Source organism: Oceanisphaera pacifica (genome assembly GCF_017498065.1).
GTDB lineage: Bacteria > Pseudomonadota > Gammaproteobacteria > Enterobacterales > Aeromonadaceae > Oceanimonas > Oceanimonas pacifica.
Map to the genome: position 1 here is coordinate 16,290 of NZ_JAGDFX010000015.1, position 20,986 is coordinate 37,275.

Consider the following 20,986-nt stretch of genomic DNA (forward strand, 5'->3'; position numbering starts at 1 on the left):
ATGACTATCGGTATTATTGGTGCCATGGAGCAAGAAGTGGCCGTGCTTCGCGAGCAGCTTATCAACCCCCAAACGATTACCGTGGCAGGATGTGAATTCTATCAGGGTACGCTAGCTGGCAAAAAGGTGGTTATTACTCGCTCTGGTATTGGTAAAGTAGCCGTCAGTATTGCAACTACCCTGCTGTTAGAGCGTTTCTCACCCAGCGCCGTGATTAATACTGGCTCTGCCGGTGGCTTTGACCCTGAGCTAAGCGTTGGCGATGTGGTTATTTCTAGTGAAGTACGTTTTCATGATGTAGATGTCACCGCATTTGGGTACGAAATAGGGCAAATGGCGCAGCAGCCTGCTGCCTTTGTCGCCGATACTCAACTTATTACGCTAGCGCAAGACTGCCTAGCTGAGCAAAATGAGATTAACTCTGCCGTCGGCCTTATTTGTACTGGCGATCAGTTTATGCACAGAGACGATCAACTGCAAAAAGCCATCACTCAGTTCCCCACCATGAAAGCCTGTGAAATGGAGGCTGGCGCTGTTGGCCAGGTATGTCATCAGTTTCAGGTGCCGTTTGTGGTAGTACGTGCTTTGTCTGATATTGCCGGCAAAGAACAGGTCGAATCGTTTGAAGCTTTCTTAGAAGTAGCAGCACAGCACTCTAGCGCCATGGTATTAGCCATGATTGCACGTATGCCTAATTAACCATGACCGATTACTTATCGCTGCTAGAACAGCCCGTCCCCTTACTGACCATAGCGATTGTTCTTAGCTTGTTGCTGCCCGCCACACGCATGCAGCAATGGTTAACGCAAAGCTTGCAGACCTTAGGCCTGCGCCTTAATGGCGCGCGTTACAGCGCCCGTTATCTGAAGGTAGCAGGAGGAGCCGTTTTACTGTGTTTGTTGTTGCCTTTAGTGGCAACCTACTGGGCACTATCGGTCTTGGCTCCCTCACCCAGTTTGCTTGAGCCACTCTTGTTGTGGTGCTGTTTAGATTTAGGAAGACTGAGCCGCACCTTGCCTAGCTGCTTACAACCCCATGAACGACAAAAAGAAATGGCGCGGTTGGCCTTAGCTCCTTTGTGCTTACGCCAAACCGATCCCTTATCGCCTCTAGGCTTGTATAAAGCCATGGCAGAAATGACCACCTTGCGTTTAGCCGCCGATGCGGCCTTATTGTGCTGGTATGTATGGGGCGGAGTGTACGCCGCCTTAATATTTGCCTTATTACGTTATGGTGCACAAGCCTGGCCTTTTAAAATAGAGCAGTGGCGTGCCTTTGGCACTGTTGCCTCATGGCTATATCGCGCTATGGCGTGGCTACCGTTTCAGCTATTGGCATTAACCTTATTGATTTATCCTGGCTCAATGCGCGCCATAAAGGCTTGGCCACAAGGTAAACTTTGGGCCTACCCCGCCAGTGGCCGCCTATTAGCAGTTGCCGCAGCGGGTATGAACATAGGGCTAGGTGGACCAAGACGCTATACAGATGCCACCACTTACTACCCTAAGCTTGGCACTAAAAACTACCTCAATGGTAGCGCTACCCGCGCACTGTTCATACGCATTATAATGGCTTTGTTATTTTGGCTGTCATTAGGCTGGGCTTTTACTTTAGTGATGCTATTCAATGTTTAATAACATGAAGATTCACTGTCGCCCTATTACTATAGGGCTGGCACTATGGCTGCTCTGCACATCAGGGCAAGCTCAGGAAATGTCGACGCATCATGCAGAGCGCATTATTAGTTTAGCGCCTCATATTACCGAAATGTTGTTTGCCATAGGCGCCGGTCAACAGGTGGTGGCGGTAGATAAGGCCAGCGATTATCCCACGCAGGCAAAAGATCTCCCCAAGGTAGCTAATTATCGCTCGCTGAATATGGAGCAGTTATTAGCATTAGAGCCCGATTTAGTGGTGGTATGGGGCAGTGCTCAGCAGCAAATGGTGCAACCTTTAGCGCAACTGGGTATTCCAATTTTTTATTCAGACCCAGCGACCTTTGCCAAGTTAAACGAAGAGTTAAATCAACTGGGGGCACTAACCGGGCACGCATCACAAGCGGCTGAGGTTGCTGCGCGGTATCAGCAACAAATTGATGAGCTAACACAAGCCTATCAAGATGCCAGCCCGGTAACTGTGTTTTATCAAATAGCCAGCACACCGCTAATGTCGGCCAATGCCAGTACTTGGATGGGGCAGGCAATTAACTTGTGTGGAGGCATTAATATTATGGCTGATAGTCCGGCGCCTTATCCGCAACTCAGCCCCGAGCAAGTATTGGCACACAATCCACAAGTGATAATGGCAAAAAGCACAGAGGAGCTGGCTCATTGGCAACAATGGCCCGCCCTAAGAGCGGTAGAAAATCAGCATTTGCTCACCATAGATGCCCAGCTGATGCACCGCTTTACCCCGCGCACCCCTCAAGGCATTCGCCAGCTATGTTCACAACTTGATAAGGCACGGAGCGACTAAACACTAAGTACAAATTATGTTCAATTAATCGTCTCTATACAATAGCGCCCATTTTTAGCGTAATTGTTTATATTGAAAGAAGGTAAGTGCTAATGCAGCCCTTGGTTGAGTCTGTCTTTTATTGGAGTGATTTATTCGGCACGACTGTGTTCGCTTTTTCTGGCGTACTGGTCGCCGGACGACTGCGTATGGATGGCTTTGGCGTGATTGTGTTAGCTGCGGTCACCGCCATTGGCGGCGGCACTATACGGGATCTGATCATTAAGGCCGATACCGTCTTTTGGACTGCAGATACGCTGTATTTATGGGTTATTTTGGCTACTGCACTATTGGGGCAATATATTGCTAAGCTGCCACGGCGCTTACCTTGGTATATTCTACCGCTGGCGGATGCCTTTGGGTTAGCCACCTTTACCATTATTGGCACCGAAAAGGCGCTCAATCATGGCACTTCTGGCATGGTTGCGGTGGTTATGGGGGTGATCACTGGGGTGGCTGGCGGCATGATCCGCGATGTTTTAGCCAGAGAAGTCCCCATGGTGTTACAAAGAGAAATTTATGCCACTGCCTGTATTTTAGGCGGCATCTTATATACCTGTTCATTAGAAATCGGCATTACCCCTTTATTAGCCACTTTATTTGGCATGTTAGGTACCTTTACTCTAAGAGTCGCCGCCATTCGTTGGCATTTATCACTACCCGCCTTTTCGTTAAACCGCTAACGGAAGATACTGCGGTACGCCATACGTCTTACGACTAATACTAATCATATTAAAGAAGCAGTCAGTTTGCTTGCTACAAAAGCCGAACAAAGGGGTAACTCCACCGACACGCTGCAAGCACATCCCTGTGGCGCTCAACACATGACGTCCCTGTCATGTGATGGCCGGTGGAGTCACTCCCTTTATCCGGCCATCAGCCACTGAGTCGCCTGTTAGCAGTCTCACAGACAACTCTGAGCTTTATAAGAGGCGGCTGAGATCGCCTCCCACGACCGTGAAATGCCATGGACGGCATTTCCCGAGCCCCCATAGATGGGTTTATGGCGTGTCTTGGGAGGTGACTCAGCTTCCTCTCTTATGCAGGTTTTCAATAGAACAAATATTTAGTGTATTTGGTATAAACACAAAAAAAGCCTCCATGTTGGAGGCTTTTAGCTTGGCGCTCGGCGCTTGTTACGCCACTGTCACCTTAGCAAACTTACGTTTACCTACCTGATAGACAGCTTCTCCGGCTTGTACTATCAGCTTGGTATCTTCGAGTTTCTCACCGTTTATTTTAACCGCCCCTTGCTTGATCATGCGTAATCCATCCGAGGTCGAGTTCACTAACCCCGCTTCTTTTAACAGATTAGCAATGGCCATGCCATCAGCCGCCACATTTAAGGTGACTTCTGGCAGATCATCAGGAATGGCATTTTTTTGAAAGCGATTTACAAAGTCTTGATGCGCTTGCTCAGCCGCAGCTTCACTGTGATAGCGACTAATCAGCTCTTTTGCCAATAAGATCTTAATATCACGAGGGTTAGATCCATCAGCGACAGACTGTTTTAGCGCCGCCAGCTCATCTAGGCTTAGGCGTGACAATAGCTCAAAGTAACGCCACATCATCTCATCAGATAACGACATCACCTTACCGAACATTTCTCCTGGGGCTTCATCTACACCAATGTAGTTATTCGCCGACTTAGACATTTTCTTAACACCGTCTAACCCTTCTAATAATGGCATAGTGATCACCACTTGAGCAGGCTGCCCTTCTTCTTTTTGCAGCTCACGGCCCATTAGCAGGTTAAACTTTTGGTCGGTTCCCCCCAGCTCAATATCGGCGTTCAACGCCACAGAGTCATAACCTTGCAATAAGGGATACATAAACTCATGAATGGCAATTGACTGACCCGAGCTATAACGCTTTTTAAAATCATCACGCTCTAACATGCGCGCCACTGTTAATCGAGAAGCGAGTTTGATCATACCGGTGGCGCCTAACTCACCTAACCAGCTGGAGTTATAAACAATCTCTGTTTTATCCGCGTCCAATACCTTAAAGGCTTGCTCGGCATAGGTCTTCGCATTCGCTGCAACTTGTTCAGCTGTTAATGGTGGGCGAGTACTATTTTTACCACTGGGATCCCCTACTTGGGCGGTAAAGTCACCAATCAGTAATAAGACCTGGTGCCCCAAGTCTTGAAACTGACGCAATTTATTTAAAATCACCGTATGCCCAAGGTGAATATCAGGTGCAGTTGGGTCCATTCCCAACTTAACCCGCAGCGGGCGATCCAGCTTTAGCTTGGCAACAAGCTCTTCTTCAACCAATATTTCTTCTACACCGCGTTTAATTTCTGCTAACGCCGTTTCTAGCTGAGACATGACCACTCCACTCCTGTGCACCTAAATAGCTGTTCTAAATACCTATTGTGATCCGAAACGGCTATGTAGACAAACCAAATAAAATAAATTGAGCATATTACTGGAATGGCAGATAAATTGGAAAGAATGTAAAATCCTTTATACATTACAAGGAAGAGTAGCGACTCATCATGATTCATCGTTTTAAAGCGTTGCCTCGCCAACATAAAGTAGCCATTTCCCTACTCAGTGCCTTAGTAGGGCTATTATTTATGGCACCCACAGAACTCGCATTGGCCAGTCGTTCACAACCGGCGGCAGGTTTAAACTCCGGCGAACGCCAGCCTTTGCCGCTTGAGCTGACTGATCTGCCTACCAGTCAGGCAGCCCAACTCGCTCAGCAAGAGCATGTTGTCACCATAAAGAAAGGCGATACTTTATCAGCAATTTTTGAAAGTAATGACCTACCTTCAAGCTTATTACGGGATATCACCCGCTTGGGTAAAGCCGCAACAGGCTTACAAAGAATTTATCCTAGTAAGCAAATTACTTTCTCTTTTAAAGAGTCGGGCCAGTTTGCAGGACTGCGCTATCCAATAGATAACCAGCATACTCTTGAGATAGAACAAACCCCGAATGGCTTACAAGCTAAAACAAGCAGTGCCACTCTCGAAAGTAGAACTGCCTACGCCCAAGCTACCGTCACCTCTAACTTTTGGAATGCAGGCGCCAAGGCCGGCTTAACGCCAAATCAAATTATGAACTTAGCGGCCATGTTTGCTTGGGATGTAGACTTTGCCCTTGATATTCGTGCCAATGACAGCTTTACCGTTTTATATGAACAGCATTACAAAAACGGCTTTAAAGTGGGTACAGGGAAGATTTTAGCTGCCGAGTTTATTAACCAAGGCAAACGCTATCAAGCAGTGCGCCACACTGATGGTAATTACTACTCTGCCGATGGCCGTGCTATGCGCAAGAGCTTTTTACGCGCCCCCGTGAGCTTTACCCATATTAGTTCTAACTTTAACCCGCGCCGTTTACACCCTGTTACCGGCAAAGTTCGCCCCCATAGAGGCATTGACTATGCCGCGCGCACCGGCACACCTGTATTAGCTGCAGGCAGTGGTACTGTGATGAAGTCAGGCTATAACCGCTTTAATGGTAACTATGTGTTTATTCGCCACGACAGCACTTATGTCACTAAGTATTTGCACTTAAATAAGCGCTTAGTACGACAAGGTCAAAAGGTAAAACAGGAGCAAAAAATAGGCACAGTAGGCGCGACAGGCCGTGTAACGGGCCCGCACTTACATTATGAGTTTTTGGTTAATGGGGTTCACAAAAACCCTAAAACCGTTGATATGCCTCAAGCCGCCGTCTTATCTAAATCTGAGTTGGCTCAGTTTAAGCCCAAAGCCGATCAGTTAATGGCACAATTGGGTAAGGTGAGTGGCATTATGGTGGCAAAAAATTAACCCTTACGGGGAGCTATAAGCCATCAGCAGTCAGTTAGAACAAGTGCAACGGCTGCGCCGAGCACCGACGTTTATTTTTAACGTATGACGTAAGGCCTTAGGCGCACTGCTCGGGGGTAAAGCCGTCGACTTTACTTAAGCGCTGTTGCCATAACGCCACTTCATCGCCTAGATTAGCGTAGACAATGGCGGGGTGTTTGCCCCAAATAGGCGCAGGCCAAGCAGCATCAGTGCTAAATCGTGCCACATGGTGCAGATGCAGCTGGGGCACCATATTCCCCAGTGCCGCCACATTAATTTTTTCAGCCGCCAACACAGACTCCATTAAGCATGCCACTGCACAAGACTCGCACATCAAGGTTTGCTGATCCGCCTCACTTAAATGGTGTATTTCGCGAATATCCGCACGTTTAGGCACTAAGATAAGCCAAGGATATTGGCAATCATTGGCTAACAATACCAAGCTCAGTGGGAATTCACCCAAACACTGCGTATCTGCTGCTAACTGAGGGTGTAACTGAAACTCGTTCATTTAAGGCCTTCAGCATGACGGCGCAAATAGGCAATAATATCTGCCGATTCATATAGCCAAACATATTCGCCCGGTTGCGGCTCAATACGCAAACAAGGCACCATACGCTGACCACCGCCATTCACCAGCGCCTGCAAGTGCTCGGGCTGAGTGGTATCACACTCATTTATTTCAAGTTCAAGGTCATCCAGCACGCTTTGTACGCGATCGCAAAAAGGGCACCAGTCTCTGCGATATAACGCTAATTTATCATTCGACGCTACCGCTGGCGCAGAAATTGATTCAGATACGCCACTTTTAAACCAATCAAATACCGACATATTTACCCTCTTTGGCTTTTGGTACTCATCTCACTAGACTGATGCGAACTAGACACTAAACGAAGAGCCACAGCCGCAGGTGCTAGTCGCATTGGGGTTAGTCACCAAAAATCGCGAACCTGCTAGACCATCAATATAGTCGACCGTACCACCCACAAGGTATTGCAGGCTCATGCTGTCCACCACCATAGTGACGCCATTTTTTTCTACCACTGTATCGCCATCATTGGTTTTCTCATCAAAGGTAAAACCATACTCAAAGCCCGAACATCCCCCGCCCGTTATATATACGCGCAAGCGCAAATCGGGGTTTTCTTCTTCGCTGATTAAGGCTAATACCTTATTGGCTGCCGCATCACTCATTTGGATTGGCAAAGGAATTGCTTCACTCATCACTACCTCTTAAATTAGTTATCGCCTGAAATTATCCAGTACCCCACCAAATAGGTCAAGTATTGTCCGATACAGGCCAGTGGATACTTAAGGTTCGATCCGCCCTGTTATCTAATGTGAGTCGTAACTCTAATGTGCGTGCTTGACTGTTAAGCGGTAAACGCAATTGCCCCATTAACACCTGAAAGTGACGAAAATCTAAGGTAACGGGAGCAACCCCTAACATCTCGCCCGTGAGTATCTGCGACTGTTTATTGTGTATTGCGCGCACCTTTAATTGCGCTTGCCCTGTTACTTTGCGCGCACCTTGCCTAGGCTGCAATAACACGAGCCGATAAGCAAATACCCTAGGCTCTGAGGCTGGCACTATCTCTTGCTGTACTAGCGCAAGCTTACCGCCTTTAGGCGACAAAACGACCTGATAAAGCGCAAGCTCTTGCGCTTGCTCCGCTAGTTGTTGTGCTTGCAAATCTAGCTTAACTTGCCGAGCCTCTTGTGCACTCAATAAGGCTTGCATATCAACATTCAGCGCCAATAGATGTTGCTGTTGGCGCGCTAAGCTGTGTTGCTGCTCGATAAGCAATTGAGTTTGGTCATAATAACGCATCCCTAAATAACCCGAACACAACAGCAATAATACAGATAACAAAGATAATACAATTAAACGGCGCTTGAACGGCGACGGCATAGTCAGCTCCTCTCAATATTGGCGGCGAATTGTGCCAAAGCCCGAGGCGTGGCGCCAGCAAGATTCAAGCGTTGGGCAATCTTTGTTATAGTCTGCCTACCTTAGCAGCACAGGCTGCGACCGACCCTATTCAAAGGATGCTGACATGTCCAAGTCTGATGATTTATTTACCAAAGCGCGCCTGGTTATTCCCGGTGGCGTTAACTCTCCTGTTCGCGCCTTTAATGGCGTAGGCGGCACACCTCGCTTTATTGAACGTGCCGATGGCGCTTATATTTATGATGCCGATGGCCAGTCTTATGTAGATTATATCGGCTCTTGGGGCCCGATGATCTTAGGCCATAATGCCCCAGCAGTACGCGAAGCTGTAATAGAAGCCGCTGAACGAGGCTTAAGCTTTGGTGCCCCAACCGGAGTAGAAGTGACCATGGCCGAGAAGGTCAATGAGCTGGTGCCTTCTATGGAACAAGTACGCATGGTGAACTCGGGCACCGAAGCCACCATGAGCGCCATTCGCTTGGCCCGTGGCTTTACCAATCGCGATAAAATTTTGAAATTTGAAGGCTGTTATCATGGCCACGCCGACTGCTTATTAGTAAAAGCCGGCTCAGGCGCGCTCACTTTAGGCCAACCCAACTCCCCGGGCGTACCGGCTGATTTTGCCAAGCACACACTTACCGCTACTTTTAATGATTTAGCATCCGTTGAAGCCGCTTTTGCCGCCGCGCCTGATGATATCGCTTGTATTATTGTTGAGCCGATTGCCGGCAATATGAACTGCATTCCTCCTGCGGCTGGGTTTTTAGAAGGCTTACGCGCCCTTTGTGACCGATATGGCGCTTTATTGATTTTTGATGAAGTAATGTGTGGTTTCCGTGTGGCACTGGGTGGGGCTCAGCAACGCTTTGGCGTCACCCCAGATTTAACCACCTTGGGTAAAATTATTGGCGGTGGTATGCCAGTGGGTGCCTTTGGTGGCCGCCGCGATGTAATGGAATACCTAGCACCCACAGGCCCTGTTTATCAAGCCGGTACTTTATCGGGTAACCCTGTGGCCATGGCTGCCGGTTTGGCTACGCTAAATGCCCTGAGCCAACCTGGTGTACATGAGCAGTTAGAGCAAAGCACCAAAGCTTTACTTGATGGTGTACAAGCCGCCGCCGACAAACACGGCATTCCTTTTACCACTAATCAAGTGGGCGCCATGTTTGGCTTTTTCTTTACCGATGAAAAAGACATTCTCGGTTATGAGCAAGTGACCCGCTGTGATGGCGAGGCCTTTAAACGCTTCTTCCACTTAATGTTGGACCAAGGTGTATATTTGGCCCCTTCTGCGTTTGAAGCCGGCTTTATGTCACTGGCCCATGGCGAGCAAGAAATTGCCCACACCATAGCGGCCGCCGATAAAGCGTTCGCCACTATGAAAGGTTAATTTAAGTTACTTTACTCAGGCTGCTGGATATTAACCAGCGGCCTTTCTAATAACTCAACTCCGTTACCATCGGGGTCAACAATAAACACATAACGAGCACAGCTTTGCCCATAAGTTACGGATGGCTTTTCATCCAATACGCCGGCTTCATATAAGGCATTTAATGCCTCATCTAAATCAGTAACTTGCAAAGCAAAATGCCGTAACCCCAGACGAAAGCCATTTGCCCATGGTGGAAATGATCTTACTGCATCAAACTCGTGCTCAGGCCTAAAGCAGTACAACTCTAATATCGCCGCTCCTAACCTTAAGTGACATATTTGTAATTGCTCTGCCTCATCCTGCCAGCGAAATACCGACTCAAACCCCAGCCCTTTATAAAAGCCTTCTGAGACCAATAAGTCACGTACACTCAAGGTTACGTGATGAAAAGAAAACATAACTGATTCCCCCATAACATACTATTGAGCATAGGCGAAAATTACAGTGGTAAAGGGCGGTGTTACACTCTTCGCTAATCGCCAGCGCTTACCTTTGATATTGATCTAAACAGTTGAATTAAAAACAAAGACCCCTGTGACTCTCTAAACATAAAAATAGGCCCCTGATATATATCAGGGGCCTATTTTTCTTAAATTAACCTTTACAGTATTGTAAAATAGCTATTTAGCGAGCAAAGTTAAAAATATCTTTTAACCAATCTCCCACTTTTTCGCCCGCTTCAGGTAGGGATGGCATACTGGGTTCGCACCCACGAATGCTGGGTAAGTCTGCTGACTTAGCGGGTAACAAACGGGTTTCTTCACAACGTGGGTCCGCCGGCATACCATCGCTATAAGCAAAGTTCACCTGATCAACACCAACAGGCGGCCTAAGCTGCAACGAGTCCACACCACGGCTATCTAAATAGCGGCTATACACCCGTAACGCCCCACTGGCACCGGTTAGTCCCGTTACACCATTATTGTCACGCCCTACCCACACACTGGCGAGCTCTTCGTTGTCTAAACCGGCATACCAAGCATCACGCAAATCATTAGTGGTACCGGTTTTACCCGCCATATTACGATTAGGGAAGCGCGCCGCTAAATGTGAGGCCGTACCGCCGCCCACCACACGTGTCATACCATAAAGCGCCAAATATCCCGCTTCGGGTGACAACACTTGCGTAGCTTTGGCATTATGTTGATATAACAACTCACCTTCATCATCTTGAATGGCCCGAATGGAGGTTAACGGCTGATAAAGCCCCTGATTGGCCAAGGTCAGATACAGCTGGTTAACCTCCAGCGGCGTAAGCTCCAGCGTCCCCAATAGCAAAGATGGGTAAGCCGGTATATCTTGCCTCACCCCCATGCGCTTGAGGCCCTTAATCACCTTATCGAGCCCCACTGCCATGCCTAAGTTAACCGTGGGCACGTTCAATGATTTTGCCAACGCATCCACCAGCATGACCTGACCACGAAACTGGCGATCATAGTTATTGGGCTTCCAGACTTGTCCACCGGCGCTGCGCAAGCTAATGGGTTTATCTTCAATGGCAGAGCCTAAGGTAAAGCCATCTGCTAGGGCTTGTGCATAAACAGGCGGCTTAATTAAAGAACCAATAGGACGACGGGCGGCCAGGGCACGGTTAAAGCCGGCAAAGCTAGGATCGGCGCCCCCCACTACCGCACTTACTTCGCCTTTGCGCCAGTTAGTGACCACCATGGCCGCTTCTAAATCTTTCTTTTTAGTACGTTTTTTAAGCTGAGTTAATTGCTCACTAATCGCCTGTTCAGCGCTGTGTTGAGCAATAGGGTCTAAACTACTAAAGATTTTTAAGCCGTTTTGTCGTAAAAATTCACCACCAAAACGGTCTTGCAACTCTTGGCGTAGCAGCCCCATAAAAGCAGGTGTGCGGCCATAGCCCATTTGGCCACGTTTAATTAAACGCAGTGGCGTACTGCTGGCTTGCTCGTAGGTCTCGCGGTCAATATGGCCGTCGTTGGCTAACAGGCGTAATACTAAATCGCGACGCTTTTGGGCACGCTCACCATTACGCCAAGGATCGTAAAAAGACGGCCCTTTCACCAGTGCCACCATAAGAGCAATTTGATCAGGGTTTAGCTCATTCAGCGGTACGCCAAAATAGAAGTAGCTGGCTAAACCAAAGCCATACACTCCTTGGTTACCATTTTGCCCAAGGTAAACCTCGTTAAAATAGGCTTCGAGTATGTCATCTTTGCTGTAACGAAAATCAATAATCAAGGCCATATAAGCCTCTTGCACTTTACGCCACAAACTACGGTCTTGAGTTAAAAAGAAGTTTTTGGCGAGCTGCTGGGTAAGCGTACTGCCCCCCTGCACGGTTCGCCCCGCTTTAATATTCACCACAAGCGCCCGTAAAATAGCCAGTGGCGAGACACCGCCATGTTGGTAGAAATCTCTGTCTTCTACCGTGATCAAGGCCGTTTTTAGTAATTCAGGCACTTGATCAAGGCGCACCAATAAACGATCTTCGCGCTTTTCTACATTTAACCGATCAAGCAACACCGGATCCATGCGCCCATAACCTAACTCGCGGCCATTGTCGGGGTTTTGCATACGCGTGAGTCGCTGGCCCGAAAAGCTCAGCAAGAAGCGACGAGACTTTTCTGCGCCATCGGAAAAGTTAAAAGAGCGTCGATAAATTTCAATGCGATTAGTGCCCACCGAATATTCGCCTGGGCGCTTGGGGTTGGCCACTTTACGGTAATTTAACAGCTGTAATTCACGCAGCATTTGCGCATGAGACAGTCGCTGATCGGGATATAGCTCTAGCGGACGGCTATACACCAATGCTGGTAGTGCCCATTTTTGGCCATCAAAACGCTCTCTCACTTGGCTGTCGAGGTAAATACCAAAAATACCCATAAGCACTGCAAACACCAGGGTTAATTTAAGCAGCAAGCCCCACCAAAAACGGGATGTTTTTGCCGGTTTTTTTTTCGATTTTTTCTTACGAGTTTGTTTTGCCATAATCAGTGCTTTATATGCCTCTTGGTGTGTCGAGTTGGGGCTGTTTGTGCCGGATCGTCAGGCCAGTGGTGTTTAGGGTAGCGCCCACGCATTTCTTTTTTTACGTCTTGATAAGATCCCGCCCAAAACGCGGCTAAATCTCGTGTAATTTGTAATGGTCGTCGTGCCGGTGATAATAGCTCTAACACCAATGGCACCCGCCCATAGGCTAATTCGGGCCCGCAAGCTTGGCCTAACATTTCTTGTAACCGCACCGGTAAAATAGGGTCTTCATTAGCCCGATAGCGAATGCGAGCACGGCTGCCCGTTGCCAAGGTCACAGCGCTGGGTAGCAGGGTATCCAGCAATTGTTGTTGTGACCAGTCTAGTCGACTTTTAAAAATATCACGCCAGTTTAACCGCGCCAGCTCATCCCAACGCCCAAGCCCCGTCAAATAAGGCAGTAGCCAGTGTTCGGCTTGCGTCAACCAAGTGTTTTCATCACACTCAGCAAAGCCGTTATCGGCCAGTTTTTGTCCGGCCAGTTGTAATCTCAGCCAATATTGCTGCGCGGTTTCGTCTAGGGGTAGCGCCGACCAGCCACGTCGCTGTACTTCGGTGAGTAAGCACTGGGCTTTTTGCTCTGGGCTTATTTTTTGTAATGGCTTGCGCTGTAAAATCAATTGACCAAAGCACCATTGTTGCTCGGCACGCACCCGATTTGCGTCTGCATCCCAATGTAATTGGTCACGGTGCGCAAAGCGCTGGGGCAAGGTTTGTTGTAGCTGCGACAAGGTGACCGGCTCTGCGGCTTGAATAAATACCCCAAGATCATTGCGCCCTAATGCCGCTATCGCCAGCATGGTTTTCCCTTGCAAGGGGCTATCTTGAGGTAGGTCGGCACTTAAGCCCCCCGCTAAGCCATAGCGAGCTTGCCGGCCTGACTGAGGGCGCAATAAACCTACCCAATCGGGTTTGGCATTCGCTAATAAAACGCCAATATACTGCCCACTAGGCGAAGATTCTGCGGCCTGTAAGCGGCTAAACCAGCGCCGTGCCGACGCCTTTAATGCCCCTTGCCGCGCCAATATTTGCCCTGATAAAGGCCCAGCCCCCCAGCGCCCTTCTTCTAATAAGGCCACTAAATAGACGCCATCAGCCAAGGCGCCTTGATGCCCTTGTTGCTGCCAAGCCTGAGCACTCAGTAACAACTGCCCCAGCCAAGGCTCACACCCAAGCTGCCATACGCGCTGGCCTAGGGTAGTGATTTTTCCCTCCGCTAATAACCCAAGTGCGGCCAATTGATGATGCGCCGCTGCCAGTAATGGTGCCGGCGGCGGGGTTAATAACGACAACTGCTCAGGCGGTGCGCCCCATGCGGCGCACTCAAGTACAAAACTGCTCAAGTCACTTTGCTCAATTTCAGCAGGGCGTTTAGGGGCTAGCCGTGCTTGCTGCTCTTGGCTCCACAGGCGCACGCAATGGCCCAGCTGTAAGCGCCCAGCACGCCCGGCACGTTGCGTGGCAGACGCTTGGCCTATTTGTCGGCTATATAGGCGGGTCATGCCTGATTGCGGTTCAAACTCAGCCCGTCGCTCTAACCCTGAGTCCACCACTATGCTTATGCCATCTATGGTAAGGGAGGTTTCTGCCACATTGGTGGCCAGTACCACCTTACGCCGCCCGTTTGCAGCAGGTGCAATGGCGGCTTGTTGTTCCGCTAAAGACAATCGACCATATAAAGGTCGCAACTCGACATTAGAATCAGTTTTATCTGATAGCCAAGTGAGTAGCGACTTTATCTCTCGCTCACCGGGCAAAAAGGCCAAGGCGCTGCCACTGTGTGTGGTTAATGCCATTAAGATGGCGCGCCCCATGGCTTCATCTAATCGAGTGTGCTGATTGCGCGGCTGATAACTCAGCTCTACCGCAAAGCTGCGCCCTGCACTGCTAATACTGACTGCCTCGGGTAATAGCTCAGTGAGTGCCAGCCCTTCTAAGGTGGCCGACATTATCATTAGGGTTAAGTCTTCACGCAGTGCTTGGCACTCTAAGGCAAATGCCAGTGCTAAATCTGCTTGTAAGCTGCGCTCATGAAACTCATCGAAGATCAGCAAGCTCACCCCGCTTAGCTCAGGATCCGCCTGCAACATACGAGTGAGCACGCCCTCGGTGACGATTTCTAGACGCGTGTGTTGACCCACTTTTTGCTCACCGCGCATACGATAGCCTACCTGTCCACCCGGTGACTCACCCAATTGCGAAGCCAAATATTGAGCAATACTACGGGCTGCCAATCGTCTGGGCTCTAGCATAATAATACGCCCAGCTATGCCCTGCTGCTTTAATAACCACAGCGGTAGCCAGGTTGATTTACCCGCCCCAGGCGGGGCTTCAATAATAATTTGAGACGCCGAGAGTGCCGCTTGCAATTGCGGCAGTACTTCAACAATGGGCAGCTGGTTCACACGATTACCTAAGGGGGAAAACAACCAATATATTATGCCAAAAAGACTGACTCAGGGCTATATGACGCGATTTAATCGCGATCTTTCAGAAGAAGGGTAAAAAATAGTAATTTTACTGAAGTAAGATTGTTATTTAAAGTAATAGCAATACAATTATTAAAAATAATGCTGTCAATTTTATCTAAGAACAGCAAATAGCTAATATTTATTCTTAGAGAGCAAGGTGACAGGGATGTTTCAGAAAAGACTCAGCAGCATTTATCCGTTTATCATATTTATTTTAATATTTGCTGCGGGCTATTGTTATACTCATTTGAGCATCATTGCTAAACGAAATAAGCAAAAGCTATTACTAACAACAGTGATTAATGCACAAGTAGCCGTCATAGACGACACTTAATCCATTATTTATTTAGACTTAGATAATTTTAAATGGGTGAATGATACCGCAGGTCATGAGCGCGGCGGGCGTTTATTAATAAAGATTGCACAACGCCGATCTTGCCATGTATCACTCTAAATGATCAGGAAAAAATCAGTTTTCGTTCTTGTCATCCAGTATGAGACGGTAAATGATCACCAACTAAACGCGCTGAGGTTTTGCTCATAGCTCTCGGCTCACTGCTGACACCTTCCAACTGGGCCTTTGCACAGACAAGCGCTGCTGCCTTACCTGCGTCAATTTTTGATAACAAAAATAAATACCGCCCTGTATTAAGAACACTGGGCGGTATTTGTTATACTCTTTTGTAGCTTAAAGCAGTGCTTACCATTAGAAATAGGTATATTAGATGGATATTGACAAGATGGATCAAGAAATAATGGCGCAAACCTTGCGCTTCATACAACAAGAAACCAGCTCAGATGCTGATTTTAACGAACAAGCCCTAGCCCTCTTTAAATATCAATTTACTTATAATCGCCCCTACCAAGTCTATTGTCGCACCAAAGGTAAAACCCCCAGAATAGTTAAGCACTGGCAAGATATCCCTGCGGTACCTATTAATGCCTTCAAAGAAGTGACACTAAGTTGTACCGATGCCGAACGGGCAAGTGCTACTTTTATGACCAGTGGTACCACAAGCGGCAACAAAGGCAAGCATTATCATCCACAGTTAACGGTTTATAATTTATCTACCTTAACTCACTTTAAAGCCGCTGTTATGGGAGCAACCCCTTCAATTCCGATGGGATTGCTATTTCCTACACCACAGGCGCTGCCTAACTCCTCTTTGGCTCACTATTTAGCCTTGGTTTCTAAAGAGTTTGGTCAGCAAGATACCCGTTATTTTATTAATGAATCGGGCTTGTTAGTGGATGAGCTAATTGCAGAGCTAGAAGTGCGAGTTGCGGCTAATCAACCCTATGCACTGCTGGGTGCCTCCTTTAGTTTTGTGCATCTATTTGAGGCTTTAGCTGCCAGAAACCAACGTTTTGTCTTACCTAAAGGCAGTAAATTACTTGATACTGGTGGCTATAAGAATCAATCCTCTGCCCTTGATACGGACACTTTCTATCAACAAATGACGTACTACCTTGGGGTTGAGCCTAGCCACTGTATTAATATGTTTGGTATGACTGAGCTAAGTAGTCAGCTTTATACTCAAGGCAGTCAGACCTTGCCTGCGACCATTACAGGCCCACACTGGATAAGAACTCGTGTCGTTAATCCAACAACCGGTGAAGAGGTTTCCGAGGGCGAGCCTGGTGTATTAGTGCAAATAGACTTGGCAAACTACAATTCCGTTGCTGCTATTTTGACCGAAGATATAGGCATTAAAAAAGACAACGGCTTTCTTTTTTTAGGCCGAGTGCAAGGCGCTGAAGCTAAAGGCTGCTCTTTAGCACTAAATGAATTTATGCACTCATTGACGAGTGCTAACCCATGATAGAGAAAGCCGGATTTATTCCCCAACTCGCCGAAGATAATATCACTTATGACAGCCTAAATTTTACCCAAAACGGGGTTGAACTAAGTGTACAAGTGCCGGTATTAACGGCCACACAGCTCACTCAGGTGATAGAAAAAGTCACCACAGCTAGAAATAGCCTCTTGCAAAACTTCACTGTGATTGAGTTGGTGGATATTATTGATAATGCCGTGCATCAACTGCTAGACAGCAATAACCGGTATCGAAAAAAGGCCGAGCAACTACTACCCATCATTACAGGCTTTGATGCACAGATGATCCGCCTAGGGCTCACCGCTTCACTTAAAACCTTTCGCAAACCTCAGTTGCTCAAGTTTTTAGTGGAAGACTTTAATAATCCGCTCTTGTTAGATGGCTTTCAACCTCGGGCAAAAGGCGGTTATGTTAAAGCCGTTGGGCCACAGTTAATGACTCATATTTGGGCGGGAAATGTGCCTGGCCTTCCCTTATGGAGCCTGCTCTCTGGATTATTAGTAAAAGGCGGCACCATTGGTAAGGTATCTAGTTCGGAGCCATTATTTGCCGGTTGGGTTGCTCAACTTATCACTGAAATAGAACCAAAACTCAAAGACTGTCTTGCTATTTTATGGTGGCGAGGCGGAGACGAAGTAAAAGAAAAACAACTTTTCAACGCCTCAGATATTGTACTGGCCTATGGCGGCAACACCGCCTTATCAGCCATGCAATCTCGCGTGCCCGTTACTAGCCGCTTTTTAGCTTACGGCCATAAAATTGCCTTTGGCCTAATAGCGAATACCAGCTTAAATGCAAACAATGCCAAACAAACGGCTCATAATGCTGCATTTGATGTGATCAACTATGATCAACAAGCCTGCTTTTCTCCCCATTGCTTCTTTATAGAAAAAGGGGGCCAAGTGGATGCAAAAGACTTTAGTGAGCTATTAGCGGGTGAGTTAGCCAACTACCAAAAAAAGTATCCCCGACAGACATTATCTTTTGCCGAGCAAACGCAACTTGTCGCCTGGCAGCAACAAGAGCAGATGAGCACTTATCAACAAACAGATAAGCAGGTTATTAGCCCAGAATCTGGAGACTGGTCGGTAGTTTATGAAACGGCCGCTACCGCTTTTGTGCCTAGCCCACTTAATCGTACTGTTCGGGTAATAGAAGTCGCAGACTTAACTTGCATCCCCGCTTTAATCGCCCCCTACCGTGCCTATTTACAAACCGTAGGCATAGCTGCGGCACCAACTGAACTTTTTAAGCTGTCAGCCATGGTCGCTGAACTCGGCGTTACTCGCATTACCGCTATTGGTAACATGACAGCTCCAGAGGCGGGATGGCATCACGATGGTAGTGCTAACTTATTAGATTTAGTACGCATGGTAGACTTAGAGTTAAGTGCAGAGCAAGCAGCAGAACATTACTCTTCGTACCGACATTAAGAGTATTATAAAATGAACACTTTACTAATCAAAAATGTTAGCCATCACTACCAGAACAATAAACCTATTTTAAGTAATATTGACTTAAAAATAAATAATGGGGAATTTTACTCTTTAATTGGACGTAGCGGCTGCGGTAAAACATCGTTATTAAATATAGCATCAGGGCTACTTATCCCTCAAGAGGGACAAGTGATGATTAATAACGCTCCTCTATGTGGCCCCATAGCAGAGGCAGGCTTTGTTTTTCAATCTCCCACTTTGCTAGAGTGGAAAACCGTATTACAAAATACTTTATTCCCAATAGAAATAAAAAGAAAAAGCACTCAGCAAGAAAAAGAAAGAGCAAACTACCTACTCTCTCTAATGAAAATATCCGAGTTGGCTCATCAGTATCCTCTGCAACTATCTGGCGGGCAGAAAAGTCGAGTAGCCATTGCTCGCGCCTTAATTAAAAGCCCACCTTTCTTATTTATGGATGAGCCTTTTGCTGCACTAGATGCAATTACTCGTGAAGAGCTACAGCAAGATCTTATTAGTTTATGCGCCACACATAACACAACGGTTATCTTCATTACCCATGATATTGCTGAGGCAATTTATTTATCTGATAATGTAGCTGTAATAGGTCAAGGAAAAATTATTTATAACACTCATATTCCTTTAGCCAAACCTCGCCTATCTCAGGTGCGATATAGCAAGGAATTCAACCAGTTAAGCCATAAATTACGCCAAGCACTAGAGGGGGGAGATTCTTTATGAAAAAGATTCACTTTGTCTCTTTAGGGCTATTCATTGTTTTACTGGGGTTATGGGAGTGGGCAAGCTACTATATGTCGCAATTGGTACTGCCTGCGCCATCAGTTGTTTTCCCGTTATTATGGTCTGACTTAACCTCTGGTTACTTTAATGCACATGTTTTTCAAACTACCACTGAGGTGCTAGGCGGTTTACTCATTGGCAGTCTCTTTGGCATAACCATGGGAGTGCTAATGGGGGAAGTAAAGTGGCTAGGTCAAATGCTCTCGCCTTATGTTATTGCCAGCCAAGCCATACCTAAGCTCGCCCTAGCTCCACTTTTTGTTTTATGGTTTGGCTTTGGCACTAGCTCTAAAGTTGTCATTACCGCTTTAATATGCTTTTTCCCTTTATTAGAAAGTACTATGACGGCTATTAGGCATACGAACAAAGACAAACAAAATTTATTTAAAGTATTACAAGCTTCACGCTGGCAGACACTTATACACCTTAAAATACCTGAAGGCTTACCCGTTATTATGAGTGGTTTTAGAGTAGCTGTAGTATTAGCGTTAGTTGGTGCTGTTGTAGGTGAGTTTATTGGTGCCAACCAAGGGCTTGGCGCATTAATCATTGCCTCACAAGGTATGATGGATACCCCATTAATGTTTGCAGTACTCATACTGCTCACAGTATTGGGCATGTTGTTATATGGACTGGTTAATTTAATAGAAGTAACACTATTAAAGAAATACTTTTATCAAGGAGAAAGATAGAAATGAAGAAAAAAACAATGACCTCTGTGCTCATAGCTGTCAGTGTGATGCTCTCAGCTTGCAATGATACAAACCAACACAAGAAAAATACTCAACAAGCCGACCCTGTTACTGTGAGAGTTGCAAGTTGGAGCCAGCCAATAACTGAACAAACAAACTTATTAGTGAAAGATAAAGACTTCTTTAAGAAAAATAATATTGATGTGGAATTTATTCCTGGTGCAGGGGGCGGCGATGCCATAAAAAACATTGCCTCAGGCAAGGCAGATATTGCATTTACCGATCCTGGATCTTTCTTTTCAGCACTTGATAAAGGCGAAAAACTGCTAGCTTTGTATAATATTTATCCACAAAACGTATTTAATGTGGTCTCGTTAGCAGACAGCGATATTACACAACCCCAAGATTTAAAAGGAAAGAAAGTTGGTGTTTACAGCCTCTCTAGCGGCACCCGACAAAACTTATTGATGTTACTACATCAGGTAGGCCTCACTGAAGATGATGTGGAGATTATTGAAACAGGTGTACTCAACTTTTCTCCCCTAATGCAAGGCCAAGTGGATGCCACCGCCGCCACAGATACGGGCTTAGCCACCGGGAAAGCCAAAGGACTCGGTGATGTGAATGTGATTGAAGTTAAAGAGATCTTTAACTATTCAAGTGATTTATTTGTTGTCACCGAACAAGCCTATCAGCAAAAAAAGTCGATACTCGATGATTTTTTAGCAAGCTATAAAGACAGTGTGCAATGGATGATGGCTGAGCCTGAGGCTGCAGCAGAGCTTGCGGTAAGCTATGCCATTGATGGCAAAAATACCGCACACAACCTCCGTATTATTAACTTACGCAACGCATCAAGTATGCCTATTTCTCAAGATAAAACAGAACTTGGGCTCTTAGATCCACAAAACTTACAAGATGTTGCTAATCACTATTACCAACTTGGACTCATTTCACAACAGCTAGATATAAGCAGCGCCATTAGTTCACAATATCGTTTGCCCACAGAATAAGGAGTG

General features: G+C 46.8%; 20 protein-coding genes. 12 read left to right on the plus strand and 8 right to left on the minus strand.

Annotated features, from left to right (window positions below; translation table 11 throughout):
• The 4 genes from mtnN to J3U76_RS12105 all read left to right on the plus strand — a co-directional run bounded on the left by mtnN (position 1) and on the right by J3U76_RS12105 (position 3,197).
• Positions 1–699: a 5'-methylthioadenosine/S-adenosylhomocysteine nucleosidase gene (gene mtnN, locus J3U76_RS12090; RefSeq protein WP_208006239.1), complete on the plus strand. Its 699-nt coding sequence runs from the start codon at positions 1–3 to the stop codon at positions 697–699.
• A gap of 2 nt (positions 700–701) precedes the next feature.
• The gene (locus J3U76_RS12095) at positions 702–1,634 is read left to right on the plus strand and encodes a cobalamin biosynthesis protein (RefSeq protein WP_208006240.1); all 933 of its coding nucleotides are present in this window, start codon (positions 702–704) and stop codon (positions 1,632–1,634) included.
• Between the two features lie 4 nt (positions 1,635–1,638).
• Complete coding sequence (locus tag J3U76_RS12100) at positions 1,639–2,475, plus strand: cobalamin-binding protein (RefSeq protein WP_243454237.1); 837 nt, start codon at positions 1,639–1,641, stop codon at positions 2,473–2,475.
• Positions 2,476–2,567: 92 nt separating this feature from the next.
• Positions 2,568–3,197, plus strand: coding sequence for a trimeric intracellular cation channel family protein (locus J3U76_RS12105; RefSeq protein WP_208006241.1), 630 nt, complete (start codon positions 2,568–2,570; stop codon positions 3,195–3,197).
• Positions 3,198–3,650: 453 nt separating this feature from the next.
• Here the strand turns inward: J3U76_RS12105 and tyrS are convergent, their stop codons facing one another.
• A complete protein-coding gene (tyrS, locus tag J3U76_RS12110) occupies positions 3,651–4,847 on the minus strand; it encodes a tyrosine--tRNA ligase (protein WP_208006242.1) in 1,197 nt (398 codons plus the stop codon).
• Between the two features lie 170 nt (positions 4,848–5,017).
• On the opposite strand from tyrS, the gene J3U76_RS12115 reads away from it, so the two are divergent.
• Positions 5,018–6,304 (plus strand): peptidoglycan DD-metalloendopeptidase family protein, encoded by a 1,287-nt coding sequence (locus J3U76_RS12115; protein ID WP_208006243.1) that lies wholly within the window; start codon positions 5,018–5,020, stop codon positions 6,302–6,304.
• Between the two features lie 97 nt (positions 6,305–6,401).
• Here J3U76_RS12115 and J3U76_RS12120 read toward each other — a convergent pair whose 3' ends face one another.
• From J3U76_RS12120 to J3U76_RS12135, 4 genes are read right to left on the minus strand one after another with little or no spacing between them, the layout of a single operon-like run.
• Complete coding sequence (locus J3U76_RS12120; protein ID WP_208006244.1) at positions 6,402–6,836, minus strand: HIT domain-containing protein; 435 nt, start codon at positions 6,834–6,836, stop codon at positions 6,402–6,404.
• Positions 6,833–7,156: a glutaredoxin family protein gene (locus J3U76_RS12125; protein ID WP_208006245.1), complete on the minus strand. Its 324-nt coding sequence runs from the start codon at positions 7,154–7,156 to the stop codon at positions 6,833–6,835. Before J3U76_RS12125 ends, J3U76_RS12120 begins: the two co-directional genes overlap by 4 nt.
• A gap of 48 nt (positions 7,157–7,204) precedes the next feature.
• Positions 7,205–7,549: an iron-sulfur cluster insertion protein ErpA gene (gene erpA / locus J3U76_RS12130; protein WP_208006246.1), complete on the minus strand. Its 345-nt coding sequence runs from the start codon at positions 7,547–7,549 to the stop codon at positions 7,205–7,207.
• A 55-nt stretch (positions 7,550–7,604) separates the two neighbouring features.
• Entirely contained in the window at positions 7,605–8,237 is a 633-nt protein-coding gene (locus J3U76_RS12135) for a DUF6776 family protein (RefSeq protein WP_208006247.1), read from the minus strand.
• Between the two features lie 145 nt (positions 8,238–8,382).
• Between J3U76_RS12135 and hemL the strand changes: the two genes are divergently transcribed.
• Positions 8,383–9,669, plus strand: coding sequence for a glutamate-1-semialdehyde 2,1-aminomutase (hemL, locus tag J3U76_RS12140; protein ID WP_208006248.1), 1,287 nt, complete (start codon positions 8,383–8,385; stop codon positions 9,667–9,669).
• Between the two features lie 11 nt (positions 9,670–9,680).
• On the opposite strand, the gene J3U76_RS12145 is transcribed toward hemL, so the two are convergent.
• From J3U76_RS12145 to hrpB, 3 genes are all read right to left on the minus strand, one after another.
• Positions 9,681–10,109: a VOC family protein gene (locus J3U76_RS12145; RefSeq protein WP_208006249.1), complete on the minus strand. Its 429-nt coding sequence runs from the start codon at positions 10,107–10,109 to the stop codon at positions 9,681–9,683.
• A 226-nt stretch (positions 10,110–10,335) separates the two neighbouring features.
• Entirely contained in the window at positions 10,336–12,669 is a 2,334-nt protein-coding gene (gene mrcB / locus J3U76_RS12150; RefSeq protein ID WP_208006250.1) for a penicillin-binding protein 1B, read from the minus strand.
• A gap of 2 nt (positions 12,670–12,671) precedes the next feature.
• Entirely contained in the window at positions 12,672–15,116 is a 2,445-nt protein-coding gene (gene hrpB / locus J3U76_RS12155; protein WP_208006251.1) for an ATP-dependent helicase HrpB, read from the minus strand.
• A 406-nt stretch (positions 15,117–15,522) separates the two neighbouring features.
• Here hrpB and J3U76_RS14745 point away from each other — a divergent pair, with 406 nt between their 5' ends.
• From J3U76_RS14745 to J3U76_RS12185, 6 genes are all read left to right on the plus strand, one after another.
• Entirely contained in the window at positions 15,523–15,636 is a 114-nt protein-coding gene (locus J3U76_RS14745) for a diguanylate cyclase domain-containing protein (protein ID WP_424022312.1), read from the plus strand.
• Between the two features lie 271 nt (positions 15,637–15,907).
• Complete coding sequence (locus tag J3U76_RS12165; protein WP_208006252.1) at positions 15,908–17,005, plus strand: LuxE/PaaK family acyltransferase; 1,098 nt, start codon at positions 15,908–15,910, stop codon at positions 17,003–17,005.
• Entirely contained in the window at positions 17,002–18,453 is a 1,452-nt protein-coding gene (locus J3U76_RS12170; protein ID WP_208006253.1) for an acyl-CoA reductase, read from the plus strand. Before J3U76_RS12165 ends, J3U76_RS12170 begins: the two co-directional genes overlap by 4 nt.
• A gap of 12 nt (positions 18,454–18,465) precedes the next feature.
• Positions 18,466–19,215, plus strand: a complete 750-nt coding sequence (locus J3U76_RS12175) for an ABC transporter ATP-binding protein (protein ID WP_208006254.1) — start codon at positions 18,466–18,468, stop codon at positions 19,213–19,215.
• Entirely contained in the window at positions 19,212–19,967 is a 756-nt protein-coding gene (locus tag J3U76_RS12180; protein WP_208006255.1) for an ABC transporter permease, read from the plus strand. Before J3U76_RS12175 ends, J3U76_RS12180 begins: the two co-directional genes overlap by 4 nt.
• Before the next feature lie 2 nt (positions 19,968–19,969).
• Positions 19,970–20,980 carry an ABC transporter substrate-binding protein gene (locus J3U76_RS12185; RefSeq protein ID WP_208006256.1) on the plus strand — a complete coding sequence of 337 codons (1,011 nt, stop codon included), beginning with the start codon at positions 19,970–19,972 and terminating at the stop codon, positions 20,978–20,980.
• The last annotated feature ends 6 nt before the right edge of the window (positions 20,981–20,986 follow it).